The following is a 19,885-nucleotide window of genomic DNA, read 5'->3' as shown; positions in this document are numbered from 1 at the left end:
TTATTCGTCTCTAAGTGCTACAATAGGTTTAATTTTGGCTGCTCTGTAAGCTGGGAAAAATCCTGCCATTGCCCCAGCAAAAACAAGTAATACCAAAGTAGTTAAAGCAACACTAAAATCTACTTCAGGATTTCTAAAATATTCGCTCTGAACCATCGGTCCTACAAATTCCAATAGTGCAAGACTGGCCAATAATCCAACAAAACCTGCAATAGTTGTAATAAAAATTGACTCATGAAGAATCATCGTTATAATAGAAAAAGGCGATGCTCCCAGCGCTTTTCTAATTCCGATTTCTTTTGTACGTTCTTTTACAATGATTAGCATGATATTACTTACTCCAACTACACCAGCGATAATCGTACAGATACCAACCCACCAGAAAAAGAGTCTGATATATAAGTTTAAATCGTAAAATTGTTTAGCATCTTTAACCGAATTATAAACTCCGACACCACCGTCATCCTCAGGCGCCACTACATTTTTACTCTTTAATAAATCTTTTAAATCTTGTGTAAATTTTTCAGACTGAGCCAATGCTTCATCATAATCGTTTGTCTTTTTAAGGGTAAAAAACAAGTTGCTAATTTTATCGCCACCGCCAAATGTTTTCTGAACTGTAGTTAAAGGTAAATAAGCACGTGTTTCTTCTCTCTCTCCTCCTGGATCTGTAAAAACTCCGACCACTTTGAAGTTAATGTTGTTGATTAAGATTTCTTCACCTATTGCTTCTTTATCTTTAAGCAAATCGGTTTTCAACTTCATCCCGATAACAGCCACTTTTGCGTTACTTTCTAAATCCTTTGCATTGATATAACGTCCTTGAACAATGGTCAAATTTTCTATTCCTCCATAATCTGGATCTACACCTCTAAACTGATAACTTCCCGATTCTTTACCATAAGCAAAAGCCTGCCCCCAGTAATTATTTGTTGAAGCTCTTAGATCTAATTTATCTTCAAATTTCTGTACCGATTGATTATAATCGCTATTGCGAAACTGAATCTGTCTTCCTGGATTTAGCCCTTTGTATTCTTTGGTAGTTGTTCCAGACCAAACCTCGATAATTCCAGCCGCATCACGTTCGAATTGTTTTTCAATTCCGTTCTGTAAACCTTTACCTGCACCAAGTAGGATTACCAAAATAAAAATTCCAGAAGCCACAGAAACCCCTGTTAAGAATGTTCTTAAGCGGTTTTTCGAAATGGCTTCAAATATTTCCTGCCAGCGTTCAATATTAAACATAAGACGAAGCTCTAACTTGTTCTACTTTTTTATCATCGATAATTAATCCATCTTTCAGGACAACATTTCTTTTGCACATTGCAGCAATATCAGGTTCGTGTGTAACAATTAAAATCGTTTTTCCCTCATCGTTAATTCCTTGAATAAGTTCCATCACTTCATAAGAAGTTTTAGTATCCAAAGCTCCTGTCGGCTCATCGGCAAGCAAAACCTTCGGATTTGAAGCCAATGCTCTTGCAATAGCCACACGTTGTTTCTGACCTCCAGAAAGTTCATTTGGCAAGTGGTGAACGTGAGAACCTAAACCAACTTTTTCCAAATACTTCATTGCTATATCGTAACGTTCCTTTCTTTTAACACCTTGATAATACAAAGGCATCGCAACATTGTCTAATGCTGTTTTGTAATTGATTAAGTTAAAAGACTGAAAAACAAAACCTAAAAACTTATTACGGTATTTTGAGGCAATTGTTTCGTTTAATTTTTTTATAGGTGTTTTATCTAAAATATAACTTCCAGAATCAGCTTCATCCAGAATTCCCAAAATGTTAAGAAGTGTAGATTTACCTGAACCAGATGACCCCATGATTGCAACTAATTCACCCTCTTCAATATTAAAATTAATACCTTTTAATACATGTAATTCTGAACTTCCCATCTTATAGGATTTATGTAAATCTTTAATTTCAATCATGGTATTGTTAATTTTTTTAGACAATAATAACGTTTTTATTAAGTAATTTATGATAATAAAAAGTTAATAATTTTGTTACCTATTTTGTATAAGACTGCATAATTTAGTTATTGTTACACTTTTTTAATAAAATATGATTGTTTTCGTAATTTTACTTCGTAATAAAAATCATCTTAAATGAAGCTTAGTTCTATTATTTCAATGTTTACAGTACTTGCAGTGCTATCAAGCTGTTCATCGGCTCAAAAATTAGAAACATTAAAACCCGAACCGGACGATGCTAGTCCGCTGATTTATGACAGCAGTCCCTCCTTTATAAACCTTCCTATTACCATCAAATTAAGCGATATTGAAAATCAGACCAACTCTTTGCTTAACGGTTTAATTTATGAAGACAATAATATCGAAGATGACGATATTGAAATGAAAATCTGGAAACAAGCTCCAATTAAAATTCAAAATGATCCATCGAATCTTGATAAAAGAATTAGAACAATTTTACCGCTTAAAGCGACGATCAAATATCGAATTGGAACAAAAAAGCTTGGAGTTGAATTGTATGACGTAAGAGAATTTAACTTAAACGGAGTTATCACACTTTCAAGCGAAACTGCCCTAACCAATTGGAAGCTTTCCACAAAAACAGAATTTAAATCACTAAACTGGAACGAAAGTCCAACCATGTCAATATTTGGCAAAAACATGCCAATTACATATTTGATAAATCCTGCTATTTCTATTTTCAAAAGCAAACTGGAAAAGGAAATTGATGCAGCAATTGAAAAATCAATGGACTTTAAACCAAATGTTCTCCAAGCTGTCGAAAAAATCTGCACTCCTTTTCAAATGAGTGACACTTATGAAAGCTGGCTTCGAATTGTTCCCATTGAAATTTATTCTACAAATGCCAAACTTAAAAACGATTCATTTTTGCTTGACATGGGTATGAAATGCAATATGGAAACAATTGTTGGCAAACAGCCAGACTCAAAATACAATGCAAACAAAATCGCGTTAAAACCAGTTGCTAAAATCCCAAATCAGATTTCTGCTAATATCGCAGCAATTTCAAGCTACGTAGATGCCTCAAAAATTATGACCAAGAATTTTGCCGGTCAGGAATTTGGTTCTGGCAGCAAAAAAGTAACTGTGAAAAATGTATCAATCTGGCATAAAGATGGCAAAATGATTATTGCATTAGATGTTCTAGGATATATAAATGGAACACTTTATTTAAATGGTTTTCCGTCATACAATGTGCAGACAAAAGAAATTTATTTTGAAAAACTAGATTACGTTTTAGATACCAAAAGTAAATTGATGCGAACAGCTAACTGGCTAGCGCAAGGATTCATTCTAAGAAAAATGGAAGAAAGCTGTCGCTATTCGATTCAGCCAAATTTGGAAGAAGGCAAAAAGAGCATGGCAGGATATCTAAAGAATTACTCACCAATGCCAGGTGTATTCGTTAATGGGAAAATGGAAGATATTCAGTTTGACAAAATACAGTTAACCAATCAGGCCATTATAGCATTCATCAAAATAAACGGTACGGTAAATGTCTCGGTTAACGGACTTAAATAATAAAAAAAAAGCAGTGTAATTATTACACTGCTTTTTTCTTTTTAGAATACATTCGATAAATCAAATATCCTATTATTAATACTAGTAAATACGGAATAACCATTAAATAAACAATTCCATCATTTACTGCTTCAGCTTTTTTAGTATTAGAATCTCCTGATAGTGCTGCACGGCACATGGCGCATTGAGCATTTGCTGAAATTCCAATTAAAAAAATACAAATCCCAAACATGAAACTTTGTAATTTGGAACTTGATTTTTGGATTTTATTTTTAGTGTACATAATATGGCGAAATCATTAAATAAACTACCACTCCAGTTACCGCAACATACAACCAAAGAGGAAATGTGATTTTAGCAATTTTTCTATGTCTATCAAAACGTTTTGCAAGCGCTCTAACATAGGTGATTAAAACAAGTGGAATAATTGCAATTGATAATAAAATATGCGTTACAAGAATAAAGAAATAAACATAACGCAATGCTCCCTCTCCTCCATATTTTGTAGAATCTGAAGTCATATGATATGCTACATACATAACCAAAAAAGCAACTGACAATGCAATAGCAAAAGTCATTAATCTTTCGTGTAGTTTTTGGTTTCCTTTTTTAATTGCCAAAACAGCCCAAACCAAAACAATTGCTGTAATACCATTTGTAGTTGCATAAATTGGAGGCAAGAACGATAAAGGCTCTACATTAAAACCAAAATCTTTCAATTTAACTCCGAACAAAATGGCCACAACAACTGGGATTACAATTGAAACTGCAATAATGAACTTGCTATATTTTTTCTCTAAAGTATTATCTTCCATTTTTATTCTGCTAATAAAATTTTAATATCTTCTTGAATATCTCTCACTCCTTTTTTATCTAAACCGTCGTAATAAATATTTGGGTTTCCGTATTCATCTTTTCTGCAACGAATGTTTCCATCTTTGTCTATTAAAGCAAATAAACCAGAATGCTCAAATCCACCGCTTACTTTATCATTCTCTCCAGCATAAAGATTAAAACCTTTATTAGACAAATCCATGATTACGTTTCTGTCTCCTGTTAAGAAATTCCAGTTTGAAGATTTTACACCTAACAATTTAGCGTGATCTCTTAAAACTTGTGGCGTATCATGTTTAGGGTCGATTGTAATAGAAACAATTCCAAAGTTCGGGTTTCCGAAAAAGGTCTTTTCAATCTCTAGCATACTCATATTCATCTTTGGACAAATAGACGGACAAGTTGTAAAGAAGAATTCCAAAACATATACTTTTCCCTTATACGTTTCATTAGAAACTTTAATATTGTCCTGATTCGTCAACTCGAATTTTGGAGCTGGGCCAATTGTTAAAAGTTTAGCTTCCTTTGAAGATTTAACTCCAACATTATCCAAACGATTTCCTTTTACAACGTCACCGTTTTTAACTCGATCAACAATTTTAGGAATGGCGTAAATCCCAAAAATCAAAATGACAAAAGAGATTCCGATATATGATTTGTTCTTAAACATTATAAATGATTTTAAAGTTGCTTTGTAGCGTTATGATTTTTCTTTAAAGCTGCGCGGTATTCGTAAAGAATAATCTTGAAATCATCAAGCATCTCATTGCTTAATTCAGATGGATGAAAAGTATCATACCCCTCTTTATATTCCTCTTTATCTTTTCTACCTCTTAGATTACGTTCTTTATCGATAATATAAACATTAGAAGTTCCAAGGTTTTCATTCAGCTTTTCTTTTAAATGCAATCCGTCATAAAACTTCTGGATTTCTTCTTTTGAAGCAAAAACAAAATTCCAATTCTTAACATCTGTAAAAGGAGATAAAGCATCAACAATTTTTTGAGCTTCTTTTTCAGTTCCTGTTGGACACAACACTACAAACTGAAGATCTTCAAAACCGTTATAACGTTTATAGATCTTTTCATTTAGATTAAAATAATTACCTCTATTTTCTAAAATATTTGTACCCGCAAAGCCTAGTACAGTAATCTTCTTATCAAGGGAGATTTTTTTTCCGTTTAATGAATTCCAGTTTCCAAAGTCGGCCACTTTTGGTGTTATTACAGGAAGTGTTGTAAAACTATTTACACCAGAAGCGAAAAATAAATACGCTACAATTGGCAATACAAAAAGTACAAAGAGAACTATATTTTTTTTCATTGTATTAACGGGGAATTATTGAGGTACAAAAATAAAAAAAGCTCCGTAAATCGGAGCTTCTTTTCGAATTAATATCATGTTAAAAATTCCATTTAATAGTAGAATCTTTAAAAACCCCATAAATATAATGTCCTTCTGTTAACAGAATAAACAATAAATATAAAACTAGGAAGATAACAGGAGAAACTACAGACCATCTAAGGTTGCTTTTTTCACCTTCCATGTGCATAAATGCCCATACAATATAATATGCTTTGAAAATTGTTAAGATATAGAAAATCCAGTTTAATAGATTCAATCCAACAAAATGATTAAATTCCAATACTCCAGGTTTGTAGATACCTAAAATAACCTCTACTGTAGTTACTACTGAAAGTAATCCGAAAACAAACCAGATTCTTTTTGTATTTGATACGTGCTCGTGTGACATAATAATTAAATTCTAAAAATTAAACTAGGTAGAAAACTGTAAATACAAATACCCAAACTAAATCTACGAAGTGCCAGTATAAACCAACTTTCTCTACCATTTCGTAGCTTCTTCTTTTCTCGTAAGTACCTAACAATACATTAAAGAAAATAATGATGTTGATGATAACTCCAGAGAATACGTGGAATCCGTGGAAACCTGTAATAAAGAAGAAGAAATCAGCAAATAATTTATTACCGTACTCGTTTCTGATCAAGTTAGCACCTTCTACTACATATTTAGCACTAGCCAAATGTTTTTCAGATTCTTCTCTTGACAAAACTGTCTTTTGCTTTTTATCTGTAAGTTTTTCTGTTCTGATTAAGATTTCTGGATGTGCTTTAAATCCAGCTTGCACTTCAGCAACCGTATAAGTTGGAAGAGACTGAGCATCTTCCATAAACCAAGTTGAGTGGCTTCTTGTTAAAGCTTCTCTTTGTTCTGGCAATTTAACAGCAAAATCAGCCAAAGCTACTCTTTTACCATCTTTATCCACGAATTGAAGTAAACTTCCTCCAACTGTTTCAACTGCACCATATTCTCCTTTAATGAAGTTTTTCCATTCCCAAGCTTGAGAACCAACGAAAATTAAACCTCCAATAATAGTTAAGAACATATAGATTGCAACTTTTGTCTTTTTCAATTGGTGTCCTGCATCAACAGCTAATACCATTGTTACAGAAGAAAAGATCAAAATAAAAGTCATTAATGCTACATAATACATTGGAGCCGCAACACCATGCATAAATGGGAAGTGAGTGAACACTTCATCAGCCAAAGGCCAAGTTTCAATAAATTTAAATCTAGAAAAACCATAAGCTCCTAGAAATCCAGAGAATGTTAAGGCATCTGATACGATAAAAAACCACATCATCATTTTACCATAACTTGCTCCTAAAGGCTCATTGTGACCGCCTCCCCAAGTTTTTTCGTCGTTGTTTGCAGTAGTAACTGTCGCTCCCATAAAAGATATTCGTTAAAAAGTTCCCAAATTTACGTTTTTTTCTTATTTAAAGAAATATAAAAATAAAAATAAATATACCCATAATAAATCCAAAAAGTGCCAATACATCGCACCTAGCTCTATCCCAAGAGTTTGAGTCGAATTGTATTTTTGTTTAAAATGATTATAAATTATAATTAAAAGTGAAATTAATCCGCCAGCTAAGTGCAACAGGTGTGTAACTGTTACCACATAAAGAAAAGTTGTAGTAATTGAACTACCTTCTCCAGTAAAGTAATACCCTTCAGCAACGATTTGTCCAAATCCTTTGAATTGTAATACCACAAATAAAATTCCTAAAGCCAAAGTTCCAAGAAGCAATCCTGTAACTGCACTTCTATTGTCTTTTTGAATGGCTTTTTTTGCCAGGTGAAAAGTAACACTACATGCAATGATTACTGCTGTACTCCAATAGAACGCCGAAGGAAGTTCAAAATTCTTCAACCAGTCTGCTCTTGATTTACTTACTACAAATGCACTTGTCAGACCAGCAAACATCATGGTCATACTAACCATTGCGAAAAGCAGAATCAGTTTTGCTGATTTTGATTTCCTTACTTGTTCTTCATTTGTTTTTAATGTCATTTCCATAACTATCTTAAAAATTTATCTATTATAAATACAATTTGCAACAGCGAAATATAAGAAACGCTTACTAGCATTAATGTTCTCGCTGCTTTCGCAGTTCTTAATCGATACAAACGAACTGCATAGAAAAGCATCCAAATCCCTAATAGAAAGACTAAAACCGCTGCAATTGGAGAAATAAACAATTGCCCTGTAAAACCTAACACAGGCAATAACGATGCTATTATAAGCCAAATTGTATACAATATTATTTGCAATGCAGTTCCTTTATCTTTTTTACCTGTCGGAAGCATAAAAATTCCCGCTTTCTCATAGTCTTCATACAAAAACCACCCAATAGACCAGAAATGAGGAAACTGCCAAAAAAATTGAATTAAAAATAAAGTTCCTGCTTCTATACCAAATTCGCCAGTTGCTGCTACCCAACCCAGCATAAACGGAATTGCTCCAGGAAATGCTCCAACAAAAACAGACAACGAAGTTACTGTTTTTAATGGTGTATAAACACTTGTATAAAGAAATATAGAAATTGCAGCAAACATTGCTGACTTTGCGTTTATAGTATAAAGAAGTGCAATTCCTAAAATTGTCAAAAGACTTGCTACTAGCAAAGCTACTTTTGGAGACATACGACCTGATGGAACTGGACGATTTTTAGTACGATCCATCAAAGAATCGATATCTTTCTCGATTACTTGATTAAAAGCGTTTGAAGCTCCTACCATACAATAGCCCCCAACTGCCAAAACAGCCAAAACACTCCATTTGAAAGGATGCTCAGAATCTACTCCTAATAAATATCCAGCGATAGAAGAGAATAATACACTAATAGCTAAACCAGCTTTAGTGATCTCTTTAAAATCTAGAAATATTGATTTGATTGATAATGTATTTTTTGCAGCGTTCAATACCGTTGTTTTTGTGTATTTTTTTTGAGTGGTGCAAATGTACAAATTAGATTGTAGAATTTAAGCCTATAAAAATAGATTTTTTTCAATAAAACCTTTGCAAATTAAGATCTCAGCATTCTTTAACACTATTATTTCGAAAAATCTTATTAAAAATACTAGTAATCAAAATACCAATTAAAAATATCCGAACGTAAACCAATACTAAACCAAGTGGTACTTTGCTTAAAAGTTGTCGCTGTTTCTTGAGTAGGGTCAAAATTTCTATAGATCAAACTGCCAAACAGCTTCAAATTTGTCATCGGATTAATCAAATAACCACCTTGAATATCTGCAATAAAAACATTCGTTTTATTTCCCTGTCCAATTTTTACGCCTGTATCATACGGACGTTTCTCATCATAACTTTTATAAATATTTCCTCCATAATTATAAGAGTCTTCCGCAGTATCGAAATCCAAACCTCTTGTTCCAACTGTCAATTTTGCATCGGCAAGCCAACGGCCTTTATGATATCTAGCAATTGCAATAAGCTCATTAAAATTTCCACCCCACTGATGCCCAACACTCTGATTATTATGCCCATAATTTGTAATAACAGCACTGTGCGAGTAAACATAAGGACGCACTCTATTAAATTCCACCTGCACTAGTAAATCTTTTACATTAAACGCATTGAAATATTTTGCTCCAAACTGAAACCCAAATTTGTTTTTCCAACTTTGATTTCCCGCTCCAACATCAGAAACAGAAAATTCATCGATCAAGAATTGCGAATACAGATTTATACTATTATTCCATTTGTATTTTCCAGTAATTCCTAAAAGCGCATTTCCGCTTTTAGATGAAGAACCAAATTCTACTGCACGGTAAAAAATAATCGGATTAACAAAATTAGCATCAAAACCTCTATTGTTAGAATTCGTCCAAACTACAGATTCAAAAAAACCTAAATTTACTCTATTAGAAACATTCCAACTCAAATAGTGATTTGCCATAAATTTGGTCGCATATGTTTTTTCAGCCGTTACTTCTGGACGAACGTCTTTCATCCACATATACGTATTGGTGTATTTAATTTTCCAGAATTTAGTATTCAATTTAAAATATGGGTATGGACTTGCTCCATCGCTCTCTAATAAAGAACGATAACCATCTCCTATAAAATTTCGGCCGTAACCTAACTGAAAATCAAATATTTTTCCTGGCGCAAAGGTAATATTCGCTTCCGCCAAAGGAAAATCGTAAGCATCTGTTTTGAATCTTTTTGCAATTCCAACTCCTGGAATTATTGCTGGATTTCCTCCTGAAGGCTTAATCGATTCCGCATAATCGTTAAAATATCCTGCAAATCTTCCCTGGCTCTCAAAAAATGTAGTTGTAAAGTTAATTTGCTTCCCTAAACCTCCTCTAAAGTTTAATGCTCTCGTATTCACGTAAGTGTAAGAGGCATCAAGATCTGAAGCTTTACCCATTTGTAAATCCACAATTGGATTTAAGGCAAACCAATAATCTTCTCCCTGAATCTGCACTAAATTTTCATTCCACCACTTTCGTCCCAGCCAAGTTGATGTTTTTTTCTGTAACGATTCATTTACGGCTCTTAAATTATAATATTTTGAAACCTCAGCATAAGTATAAGGCTTAGAAGCTGTGTGATTATTACTTCCAACCTCGTTCATTGCAGCATCAAACTGCGCATAATAGCTGTGCGAAAAAGGAATATTTAAATGGCTATCGAATTCTGGATTATTGTATTTTTTATAGACAATACTATCCAACTCTGTCATTGGTTTTTCGGCTGGTTTTAAAATTTCTGCTGCTGCCTGAGCTTCTGCGGCAAGCTGTGCTGCACTTTTTAGCGGTATATCAATAGAAATCGTATATTTAGAATACGTCGGCTTTCCGTTATAAGTCGAAGGTTTTATTTTTGGAAATGTCCCGAATACTCTTTTCGCTTCTTCAGACAATTCTTCCGTTTCTGCAGAAACATAAATCACTTTAAATTCTCCTTCTGCATTTACTTCAAAAAGCAATTTTACTGCTCCTTTATAATTGGTCTGTTTTAATTTTTGAGGAACTTGAAAATTGTTAAATACAAAATCCTGCACTTCTTTATAAAAACAGGTTTCTAATTTTTTGGCCTCCAAATTTTCGCAGTTAGGAAAAACCGGAAACATTTCTGCAGTGAAACCCGACTGAATTGAAGAATTACCATTTTGCTGAGCGGAAAGAATAAAAAAAGAAAAAATTAAAACAAGGGACAAAAAAAACTTATTCACTTAAAATCTGGGTATTTATTTAATATTGGTTTGGGGAAATTTCCCCATTAGCAATTGCTTTTGCAGCCGAAGCTCCAATTCGTTTTACTCCTAAACGAATCATTTCTGCCGCTTCTTCAAATGAACGGACTCCGCCTGCTGCTTTTATGGAAAGTGGCGAAGCATTTTCAAGCATCATAATTATACTTGGGACTGTCGCTCCATTTGGAGCACCATCGTCTGTTTTGTAAAAACCAGTAGAAGATTTTACAAAAACAGATTCAAAATCGTCTTCTTTAAAACTAGATACTACAACATGTTTTATCAAGGACGATAGCTGAATAATTTCTTTATCTGTTAAGGCAGCAACTTCAATAATCCACTTTACGGTTTTATCGTTTGCTAAACCTATCTGTGTTCCGATTAAGATTTCTTTTTTCACTAAATCGAGATCACCATTTTTAAATGCTTCGTAGTTGCATACAAAATCTAAATCGTCAGCTCCATTAGCAATAGCTTCATTAGCTTCTTTAATTTTGTCTTCAAGACTTGATTTCCCTTCTGGAAAATCAATTACGGTTCCGACTAATAGAACAGAATTGGCTTCTATAATCATTTTTTTTGCCAGAGCAACATATTCTGGACGAATCATAATTAGTTTGAAACCTTCATGAATTGCTTCCGCAATTGCATTTTTGACCACAATAGTATTTTCTGCTTCCGAAAGACCAGCTTGCGATGCAGTTTTTAAATACGTGGAGTCCAAATATTGCTTTACATTCATTTTGATAGAAGTTGCACAAAACCAGCACAAAAGTACATTTTATATTGAAAAAACATAGCTTTTAAGTGCTTGATTTTCTTGTAATAAAAAACCCACCGAAGTGGGTTTCTAAAATTATATTTTATCGATTTGCCTTTTAAAAGCTATTGCTGAAAAAACTGCCACAACAGCTCCTAGCGCATTTGCTAATATATCTGTAACATCAGACGATCTTGTTACCGTAAGAGCACTTTGAAGAATTTCGATTGTGATTCCAAAAAAGACAGAAAATATGAAAGAAATCAAATATGCTTTATAGTCATCTGCATCTTTACCTTTTAATTCTTTTTTGAAAAATAAAATCCACGAGATTGTAAATCCAAAATGGAAACAGAAGTGGACAATTTTATCAATACTCGGAAAATTAACCGCTGGTATATTACTTGAATCTGTCAAACAAAAATAAGTAATAATTCCTGAGCAGATAATTGCCCAAATTAATAATAGTTGTTTAGGCACCGATTAAATCTTTATAAGCTTGATCAGATAATAGAGAGTCAATTTCTGATGCATCAGCAATTTTTATTTTAATCATCCATCCAGCTCCATAAGGATCTGAATTTACTGTTTCAGGAGCACTTTCTAATTCTTCATTAAAAGCAATGATTTCACCTGTTAATGGTAAGAATAAATCAGAAACTGTTTTTACAGCTTCAACTGTTCCAAAAACCTCATCTTTATCTAATGTCTGGTCTAAAGTTTCTACTTCAACATACACGATATCTCCTAACTCCTTTTGTGCAAAATGAGTAATTCCTACTGTTGCAACATCTCCTTCAATGCTAACCCATTCGTGATCTTTTGTGTACTTTAAATTTGCTGGTATGCTCATAATAGTTGTGTTTGAAAATTGATTGTTTAAAATTTAAGCCACAAATGTAATAATCTTCTAATAAAATCTAGTTTAGAAACTCAAATTTAATTTCCGAAATTATAACGAAGTGTGAAACCTGATCTGATATTCGTTAAAGGGAAAGAAGTTGAAATAACTGCTTTCGAGAACGAATGGTCATAATAGAATATTGCCGTTAAGTTTTTACTGAAAGCATAATCTGCCGTCAATTTCAACGTCCATATATTCTGTCCTGCTGCCAGCTGATTATTATCGTAATCTAAATAGCGAACTAGAGTTTCGTTATTTCTATATGAGAAATCAGCTTTTATATTGATATCACTTTTAATAATTCCTGTCGGATTATCTGCTAATCTTGATGAGATAATTACATCTTTAAAACGATATCCTACTCCTACTACGTATTCTACTCCTCTAACCTCTGTCAATAAATTATTATCGAAACTCATAGACAAAGCGCGATCTTTTTTAACTTCTGTCAATAAACGGAATGAATTTTTCAATTCAAAATCAATTCTCATCAATGGACTAAACTGCTCTACTAAGTTAACATTAGACATAATCGTTTTATTAAAGAAGTTAGTATTTACATCCTGTCCTGTTGGATTCTCTAAATAATCAAAGTTAGATCTAAACTGGCTAATTGTATACGATGCTCTATAATTGTGCTGCAATGAAAAACGTCTAAAATGATCTTTGAAATACTTATAACGCATTAAACCATTATATTTAATATTCCAGTTTGGAATAGGGAAACTTCTAAAAATACCTGTCGAACTCTTTGAAGCATCTGCTCCTGTATAGGCAGCCATAAATGAAGGAAGCAAAACTGCTTGATTACTTTTTGAGAAACCAATTGGATACCCTTCATTGGCAACATATATTTTATAATTAGGATCTGTTTCAGCTGGAATTGGATTATTAGCATCTCCATATCTTGGAATTACTCCTCCTCCATAGTGTTCCTCTGCTAAACGATTTGCAATAACCAAACGATTGCTTCTAAAATCATCAAATGCAGACGACACAGTTTCTGTACTTGTAGAGAAAGACGTTTTAATTAATACCGTTGAAATAGAAAACATTCCATAAGTATATGGTGATAATGGCTTATAATATAATCCTCCAATAGAATCTCTAACTGTATATTGTTCTGATGAATTCTCAGAATAAGCACGATCCATTGCTAAATCAATTTTCAAATCTGGCAATAAATCTACGTTTGCTGTTACTTTCAACAATTTATTGCTAACCTGCGTGAAGTTCTGGTTGAAATTCTGATAACTGGTCAGCCATCCATTTTTAGCAGCTTCAAAACGCACATCATCCTGACTACCAAATACGAATCCTAACGAAGGCTTAGAAGTACCAAAGAAACCTACACCTGGAATATAACCTGGTAAAACTGTTCCGCTATTTTTTGTATAATTAATTTGAACGTTTTTAACACTAGTCAATACTCCAATTAAACCATCATAAAAAGGATTGCTACTTGTAACAGGTTTAGCTGTATTTACAATTTTCTCACCTGGTTTTGGCGGCGCAGCAGGTTTTGCTGTTTTTGCAGGTTTTGCCCCTGGTGTTAGACCTAAATACTTATACAATGTATTCATATTTAATGTCGTCGAAAAAGTATTAGAATTGGCATTTTGAACCGTATTTCCTAAATCCCAAGACACTCCACTGTCATCAACGTACTGAGACATTGCTGTCGAAGAACGTTGCCAGTTATAATCGGCAGTATAAGAGTAAGTCGCTTTTACAAAACTAAATATTGGAATTTTATTAATTGGAATATCATAATTCAGAACCAATTGCTGTAAATGCTGATTTGGTATACCAATATCAAAATAATCATCCCAGATATTAAAATCTTCTTTTGGTGTATTATCGTCATTCAAGAAGTTTCTAACAATATTATTAGACGCTGCTGTATAGTTTAATTTTAATGATTTTGTCAAATTAAATCCGAAACCATATTGATAATTAAAAGCAAAATTTCTTCTGTAAAGAGGATCAAGTCCAATACCTTGAACATCTTCAACTTGTCTATACTGCTGACGGTTGCTTTGTCTTAAAATATTAGTATTAAACGAAATATTTGAAGGAAGATAATTAAAATTAAAATCGCTCAACATTTTCCAATAATCACTTTTTTTCATGAATTGGGTCTGCTTAAACGGAACCACCTCTTTTGGCTGGAATGTATAAGCATAATTTACTGCAGTATTCGATTGTTCGTCGTTGTAATTTTCAACTTCATAATCGTGTCTTTCTACCTGATTGTAAGATTGAGAAAAAGTAAAGTTTTCTACATCATAAACATGTGGTTTCTGTTCTGGCGCTCTATCTTTTCTTACTCCAATAAAATTGATGCTTTTACGCTTAGTGTAATCAACTGCACGTGTTCTAATATTTTCTTTTTCTGCTGGATCTGTAGTTTCTGCTATTAATTGATCTAACTTAATATCCTGATTAAACGGATCGTATTCTGGCGTAATAACTTCCTCTCCGATTGCATAATTGAATGGAAGATTAATACCCCATTTTGGAGGCAACAGTTTTCCTAAATTTATATTGGTTACAATGTTGTACTGCTGAATATCTTCACGATCTCTTTCGTTTGCTCCCTGCTCAAGAGAACCAAAACCAATTGTACTCTTTTTACCAGAAGCAGACAATGTCATCAAATCGGCCATATTGGTATCTAGATTCAGTAATGCAGCCATACCTCCTTTGTTTTCTAGATCAGACATACGAAGTTCGTTAAACCAAACTTCTCCCATAATATCTTTATGGTTTGCCGCACTTTTTACTCCTACCATTAAATTTCGAACCAATCCAAAATTCGGATTTCCTTTAATCCCCAAAGTTAACTTAGCGTCTTGGTCACCACCCTGTACATCTGGATCTCGGTCTGGATAATAAATACCATTTATATCTCTCTTTGACGAATTAATATCGATATTCATTCCCAAAATCTTCATTCTTGTCAATAGAGATAGAACCAAATCAATATTATTCTCTTCAAGCCAAACCTGATCTGGACTAATAGTACAAGATCCACCTGTTCTTGTTACTTTTAATGGAATCTCAACTTGGTAAAAGTTCTGTGTAAAATCGTTACCAAAACGGATAAATCCGATCATCTCATCATCTAAAAGCTGATTTTCATTTGGAAGCGATTCAGCATGAAGGAACATTTTCAATTTTTTGTACTGACGCATGTCAACGCTTACATTTTTGAAAACTGCTCTAGAATCTTGATATTCTAATCCTGTACCTGCAATTCGAACTGCTAAAGACTGTTCATTCTGGTTGATAATCGTATTATTATTATACAATTGTTCTCTTTGAACTCCTGGTGGAATAACATAGTTAACTGGACATTTGGTACCGTTTTCTTGAATGTTTACTGCCGCAACATCAAACTGGGTTCCGTCATCATCAGGATTTGTATCATTTGCATCTAGTGTTCCTGTATACTTTCTCCACTCTCCACGAACTAAATCTAAAGCTCCAAAACGAACTGTCATTTGATCATTAAATCCAGTCATGAACATACGCATGAAACGAATCGATCTAAAGTCGGTAATATTCCCAATAGTATTTTGAGGTTTTGAAACAGGAATTTTAAATTGAATCCATCTTGCATTGGTTGAACCTCCATTTGGAAGCTCTACGTTTTGAACCTCTCTAATATCTGTGATATAATTTTCACCAACCTGCATGCCTGGCTTTACATCAATACTATACTCATAATAAGCATTGATTGTACTCATGGTATTATCACGATTGATATCTTCAACATCTGGAAGGGTTGTAGAACCACGGTTTGGATCATCAACGCTTACAGCAGAATTTCCTTCTGTTCCGTTGTATCTTTTATAACGCTGTAAAACGCCTCCTTCTTCATTTAAAAAGTATTTATAGTTATCGGCAGCGGGATCTGGTTCTCCTGCATAATTGTTATAAATCGATCCTTCTTTTGCATCTGGCAGACCATCTAAACCGACATCCTGATTTTTACGATTGTCTGGATTAGTATCAAATGCGTAAATCAATGATTGAGATGCTGGAACGTCTCCCCAAATCGGTTGCGGGTTTACCATAATCTGATCTGGCCCCAAACCATTCTCATACTGTTTTCTTCCGTCTTTTAAAACGTCTTCAGAAACTTCACCTAAATTGAAATAGATTTTTCCGTTGTTAGTTGACTGAGCTTGTCCTGTACCAACATAAGGATCCAACACCCAAAACTGGATGTACTCGACATTTCCTTGCTCAAAGTTAGTAGAGTTAAGCGAACGCATAATTCCTCCAAAATTACCAGCTGGATTGCTTGAAGCAAAATTTGGGTTATTGTTATATGGTCCTCTGTCTGAAGGATAATACGTTAAATCGAGCGTATTAACTACCTGAATTTGTCCCTGTGCAATATCTGTATTTGGATAAAGTTCTTTACTGTAAATTCTTCTTGTTGAGTTTAAAGACAAATCATCATTTGAAACTCCTGAAGGTTTTGAAGTATAGAAAATCGGATCAATAGTATACCAAGACAGCTTAGCACGTTTATAACCATACTCTAAAGTATTTGAGCTGGCATTAAAAGTATTGTCTATGGCTGAAGTAATAAATGGTGTTGAAGCCAAACTCCAAGCATATGCAGACCTCATATCGATTGTAGTCTGAGTACCTTCAAAATCATCGATATAAATAGTTGCTTCACCTTCAAAATCACTTGCTTTTGGAGCATCTGGTTTCAAAAATGCTACTTCTCCGCGAATCGAAAGATTAGAAGGAACATCTGTATCTATATTTGGCAGTTTGTTAGCCAATCTTGTTAAAAATGGAACTTCTGTTGCATAATTTCCGTTGAAACCAAAAATAGTATTATTTACAGATTCTTGCCCATAACTTGATTTTTGCGTGAAAGGACGTTCTGTCATTTTTAAGAATGTTCCACCAACAACAAATTTTTCAGAAATTTTATGTTCAATATTGAATCCCATAAATCTTCTGGTTTGCTGTCCAAAGATTGAATTGTTTTCTAACGAAACTTCAATCGGAGTATTAGAAGCCTGAAGTGATGGATCTAATATCTGCACTCTTCCTAATTGATAATCTACACTATAATCAATACCTTCTACTAAAACTCTTCCGGCAGCTGTTACCACTACAGATCCCTGCGGCACGTTGAAAGCACCAATAGGAATACCGTTACTACCCGAAGATTTGTATTTTCCTCTTAATAAGAATTTGTTTTTGTCACTATCCTGCAAAGCACCCGCCTGAGTATTCTTATACATATTTCTAAATACATATTTCCTCTGATTCGGATTATATGTAGTTGGATCGTTATAACTTTCCCCAGTGCCTGTGTTTAATTTTCTAAACAAAAGTTCTCCAAATGGTTCTTTAGTCGTAAAAATAATTCGTGCATTCTGAACGTCAACCGTAACTCCAGGAACATAATCGAAGAATCCGTCTCCTCCTGTCTGCGGATCGTTGTTGTAATTTAAACGGTCAAGATTAAAGACATTCAATAATGGCGTTTGGTCTAATTTATCATCTGGCGCAGGATTTGGTGGAAAAGTGCTTCCCGCAACCGGCGTAATATAATTGATTGGCGAAGGATCTGTATAGAGAATGTTAAGTCTAAAATCTTCTTGTTTGATTTGGTATGCCTGTGGAATTTGATACACGTTTTTCATCATCAAGTTCCAAACTGGATTCTGTACGTTTGTCAAACTGCTTTTCAGCATTTTCAAAACCAAACTTTGTGTAACAATTGCCTGATTGGCATTGTTGTTTCCTGTAACCACAGTTGCATCTACACCATCACTTCCAAATTCCCCAACTTGATACACTTTTCCTCCAACAGTATATTCAAACGCAACTGCTAAAATTTCGTCATTGGCCAAACGCTGTTGTAATGAGATATAACCTAACTGTGCATTAAAAGTATATTCTTGTGTTGTTAATTTTCTTGCATTTTCAAGGACAGAGTAATCTGTACCTTCATTTACATTGGTATTATTGAATCCTGATTTTGCTGTGACAATTTCTCTAATATTAGAATTTAAATAACTTCCTGCTTTTCCGATTGCTCCAGGATCGTATTTATTATTTGTATTATCTGTTGGAGAATCTATAGGATTATTAAAGAAACCTGTTGGATTTGTAATAACAACAACTTCGTTATCTGGCACACCTGTAACCTGGCCTTCTCCCAAATCCTGAAGCGCAATAATATTTCTTAAGTTATTATTTCCTGTTGTTATTCTATTCTGTTTATTAGTTACCCAAACTTCTATCCTTGTAACTTGAACACGGCTATCAATTAATGGATAATTCTTTAACGAAGCATCATATTTATTTCTAAAATATTGTGATAAGAAGAAATGTCGGTCATTATCATAATCTAATGCAAATAAATCAAAGTTTTGTACGGTTCCGCCACCCTCTGCGACTATACTTTTGGTTTGTGACTTCTGTTCTGAGAAAACCCCTGTAACAGTTGTCTTGCCAAATTGCAGTTGCGCTTTGACCCCAAATAAACTTTGAGCACCTCGAATAAGCGTACTATTAAGAGGCATGCTCACATTACCCACCTCAACTTTCTGAACAATATCATCTTCTGAAGGAGTATAAGCTAGTTTAAATAAGTTTTGAAAAGCAAATGTTGATTGAGTGTCGTAGTTGGCATTTACTTCAAGACGAGTTCCAATTTTCCCCATTAAACTCATACTGATTCTTTGGTCAAAATCAAAAGTTAGGGAAGATCTGTTTCTTGGCGAAAATGAAGGATTATCTTGTTTTGTGTAACGCATACCCAAGTCCATTTCTACTGAACCTGTGGGCTTTACATCTATGGTATTACTTCCAAAGATGCTTTCGAATAAACTCGAGTTGATGTAATATCTTGGTAATAAATCTTTTTTAGCTGCTTCGGCTCCAGCTTTTTTACCGTCAATGGCGTCTGATTTTTTTCTAAAATAATTTCGCCTCGATTCTTTTAGAACTAAATCTTCGTATTCTTTTGGAGTTAAAATTAAAGGGTAATTAATAGAGAAACCATCTACTGAAGTGGTGTAAATATAACGATCTGTAATAGGATCGTATCTATATGCCGAAAGTACGCTTGGCGGATCTTCGATATCTATCTTACCTACTGAAAATTGAGTTTTTGTTGTATCTTGAGCTATCGGTGTAACCTGTGCACGCAAAACATTACCGCAGAGTAATACCAGCAACAAAATACAAATTTTACGCATAGAATTCTTTTATATAAAATGAA

Annotated in this window: 16 protein-coding genes; 1 reads left to right on the top strand and 15 read right to left on the bottom strand. The window is 33.8% G+C overall.

Annotated elements, in window-relative coordinates:
• Positions 1–1,245 (bottom strand): ABC transporter permease, encoded by a 1,245-nt coding sequence (locus OZP10_RS12285; protein WP_281631164.1) that lies wholly within the window; start codon positions 1,243–1,245, stop codon positions 1–3.
• Positions 1,238–1,939 carry an ABC transporter ATP-binding protein gene (locus tag OZP10_RS12280; RefSeq protein WP_177210927.1) on the bottom strand — a complete coding sequence of 234 codons (702 nt, stop codon included), beginning with the start codon at positions 1,937–1,939 and terminating at the stop codon, positions 1,238–1,240. Before OZP10_RS12280 ends, OZP10_RS12285 begins: the two co-directional genes overlap by 8 nt.
• A 177-nt stretch (positions 1,940–2,116) precedes the next feature.
• Between OZP10_RS12280 and OZP10_RS12275 the strand changes: the two genes are divergently transcribed.
• Positions 2,117–3,523, top strand: a complete 1,407-nt coding sequence (locus OZP10_RS12275; protein ID WP_281631163.1) for a DUF4403 family protein — start codon at positions 2,117–2,119, stop codon at positions 3,521–3,523.
• A 22-nt stretch (positions 3,524–3,545) separates the two neighbouring features.
• Here the strand turns inward: OZP10_RS12275 and OZP10_RS12270 are convergent, their stop codons facing one another.
• The 13 genes from OZP10_RS12270 to sov form a co-directional block, all read right to left on the bottom strand.
• Entirely contained in the window at positions 3,546–3,755 is a 210-nt protein-coding gene (locus OZP10_RS12270) for a hypothetical protein (protein WP_255463047.1), read from the bottom strand.
• Between the two features lie 40 nt (positions 3,756–3,795).
• Positions 3,796–4,338: a DUF420 domain-containing protein gene (locus OZP10_RS12265; RefSeq protein ID WP_281631162.1), complete on the bottom strand. Its 543-nt coding sequence runs from the start codon at positions 4,336–4,338 to the stop codon at positions 3,796–3,798.
• A 2-nt stretch (positions 4,339–4,340) separates the two neighbouring features.
• On the bottom strand, positions 4,341–5,027 hold the full coding sequence (locus tag OZP10_RS12260) for an SCO family protein (protein WP_281631161.1): 687 nt from the start codon (positions 5,025–5,027) through the stop codon (positions 4,341–4,343).
• An 11-nt stretch (positions 5,028–5,038) separates the two neighbouring features.
• A complete protein-coding gene (locus tag OZP10_RS12255; RefSeq protein WP_281631160.1) occupies positions 5,039–5,680 on the bottom strand; it encodes a hypothetical protein in 642 nt (213 codons plus the stop codon).
• 79 nt (positions 5,681–5,759) lie between these two features.
• On the bottom strand, positions 5,760–6,110 hold the full coding sequence (locus OZP10_RS12250) for a cytochrome C oxidase subunit IV family protein (protein ID WP_177210933.1): 351 nt from the start codon (positions 6,108–6,110) through the stop codon (positions 5,760–5,762).
• A 19-nt stretch (positions 6,111–6,129) separates the two neighbouring features.
• On the bottom strand, positions 6,130–7,113 hold the full coding sequence (locus OZP10_RS12245) for a cytochrome c oxidase subunit 3 (protein ID WP_177210934.1): 984 nt from the start codon (positions 7,111–7,113) through the stop codon (positions 6,130–6,132).
• A gap of 42 nt (positions 7,114–7,155) precedes the next feature.
• Positions 7,156–7,743 (bottom strand): cytochrome c oxidase subunit 3, encoded by a 588-nt coding sequence (locus OZP10_RS12240; RefSeq protein WP_177210935.1) that lies wholly within the window; start codon positions 7,741–7,743, stop codon positions 7,156–7,158.
• 2 nt (positions 7,744–7,745) lie between these two features.
• The gene (gene cyoE / locus OZP10_RS12235; protein ID WP_281631159.1) at positions 7,746–8,648 is read right to left on the bottom strand and encodes a heme o synthase; all 903 of its coding nucleotides are present in this window, start codon (positions 8,646–8,648) and stop codon (positions 7,746–7,748) included.
• A gap of 158 nt (positions 8,649–8,806) precedes the next feature.
• The gene (locus OZP10_RS12230; protein WP_281631158.1) at positions 8,807–10,930 is read right to left on the bottom strand and encodes an energy transducer TonB; all 2,124 of its coding nucleotides are present in this window, start codon (positions 10,928–10,930) and stop codon (positions 8,807–8,809) included.
• A 19-nt stretch (positions 10,931–10,949) separates the two neighbouring features.
• The gene (gene deoC, locus OZP10_RS12225) at positions 10,950–11,693 is read right to left on the bottom strand and encodes a deoxyribose-phosphate aldolase (protein ID WP_281631157.1); all 744 of its coding nucleotides are present in this window, start codon (positions 11,691–11,693) and stop codon (positions 10,950–10,952) included.
• Positions 11,694–11,807: 114 nt separating this feature from the next.
• Positions 11,808–12,191, bottom strand: a complete 384-nt coding sequence (locus tag OZP10_RS12220; RefSeq protein WP_281631156.1) for a VanZ family protein — start codon at positions 12,189–12,191, stop codon at positions 11,808–11,810.
• On the bottom strand, positions 12,184–12,564 hold the full coding sequence (gene gcvH / locus OZP10_RS12215) for a glycine cleavage system protein GcvH (RefSeq protein WP_177210940.1): 381 nt from the start codon (positions 12,562–12,564) through the stop codon (positions 12,184–12,186). The genes OZP10_RS12220 and gcvH overlap by 8 nt, the downstream gene beginning before the upstream one ends.
• Positions 12,565–12,650: 86 nt before the next feature.
• The gene (gene sov, locus OZP10_RS12210; protein WP_281631155.1) at positions 12,651–19,862 is read right to left on the bottom strand and encodes a T9SS outer membrane translocon Sov/SprA; all 7,212 of its coding nucleotides are present in this window, start codon (positions 19,860–19,862) and stop codon (positions 12,651–12,653) included.
• Between the last annotated feature and the right edge of the window lie 23 nt (positions 19,863–19,885).

This window comes from Flavobacterium luteolum (assembly GCF_027111275.1).
Lineage (GTDB): Bacteria > Bacteroidota > Bacteroidia > Flavobacteriales > Flavobacteriaceae > Flavobacterium > Flavobacterium luteolum.
This window is presented reverse-complemented; position numbering and strand designations above follow the sequence as displayed.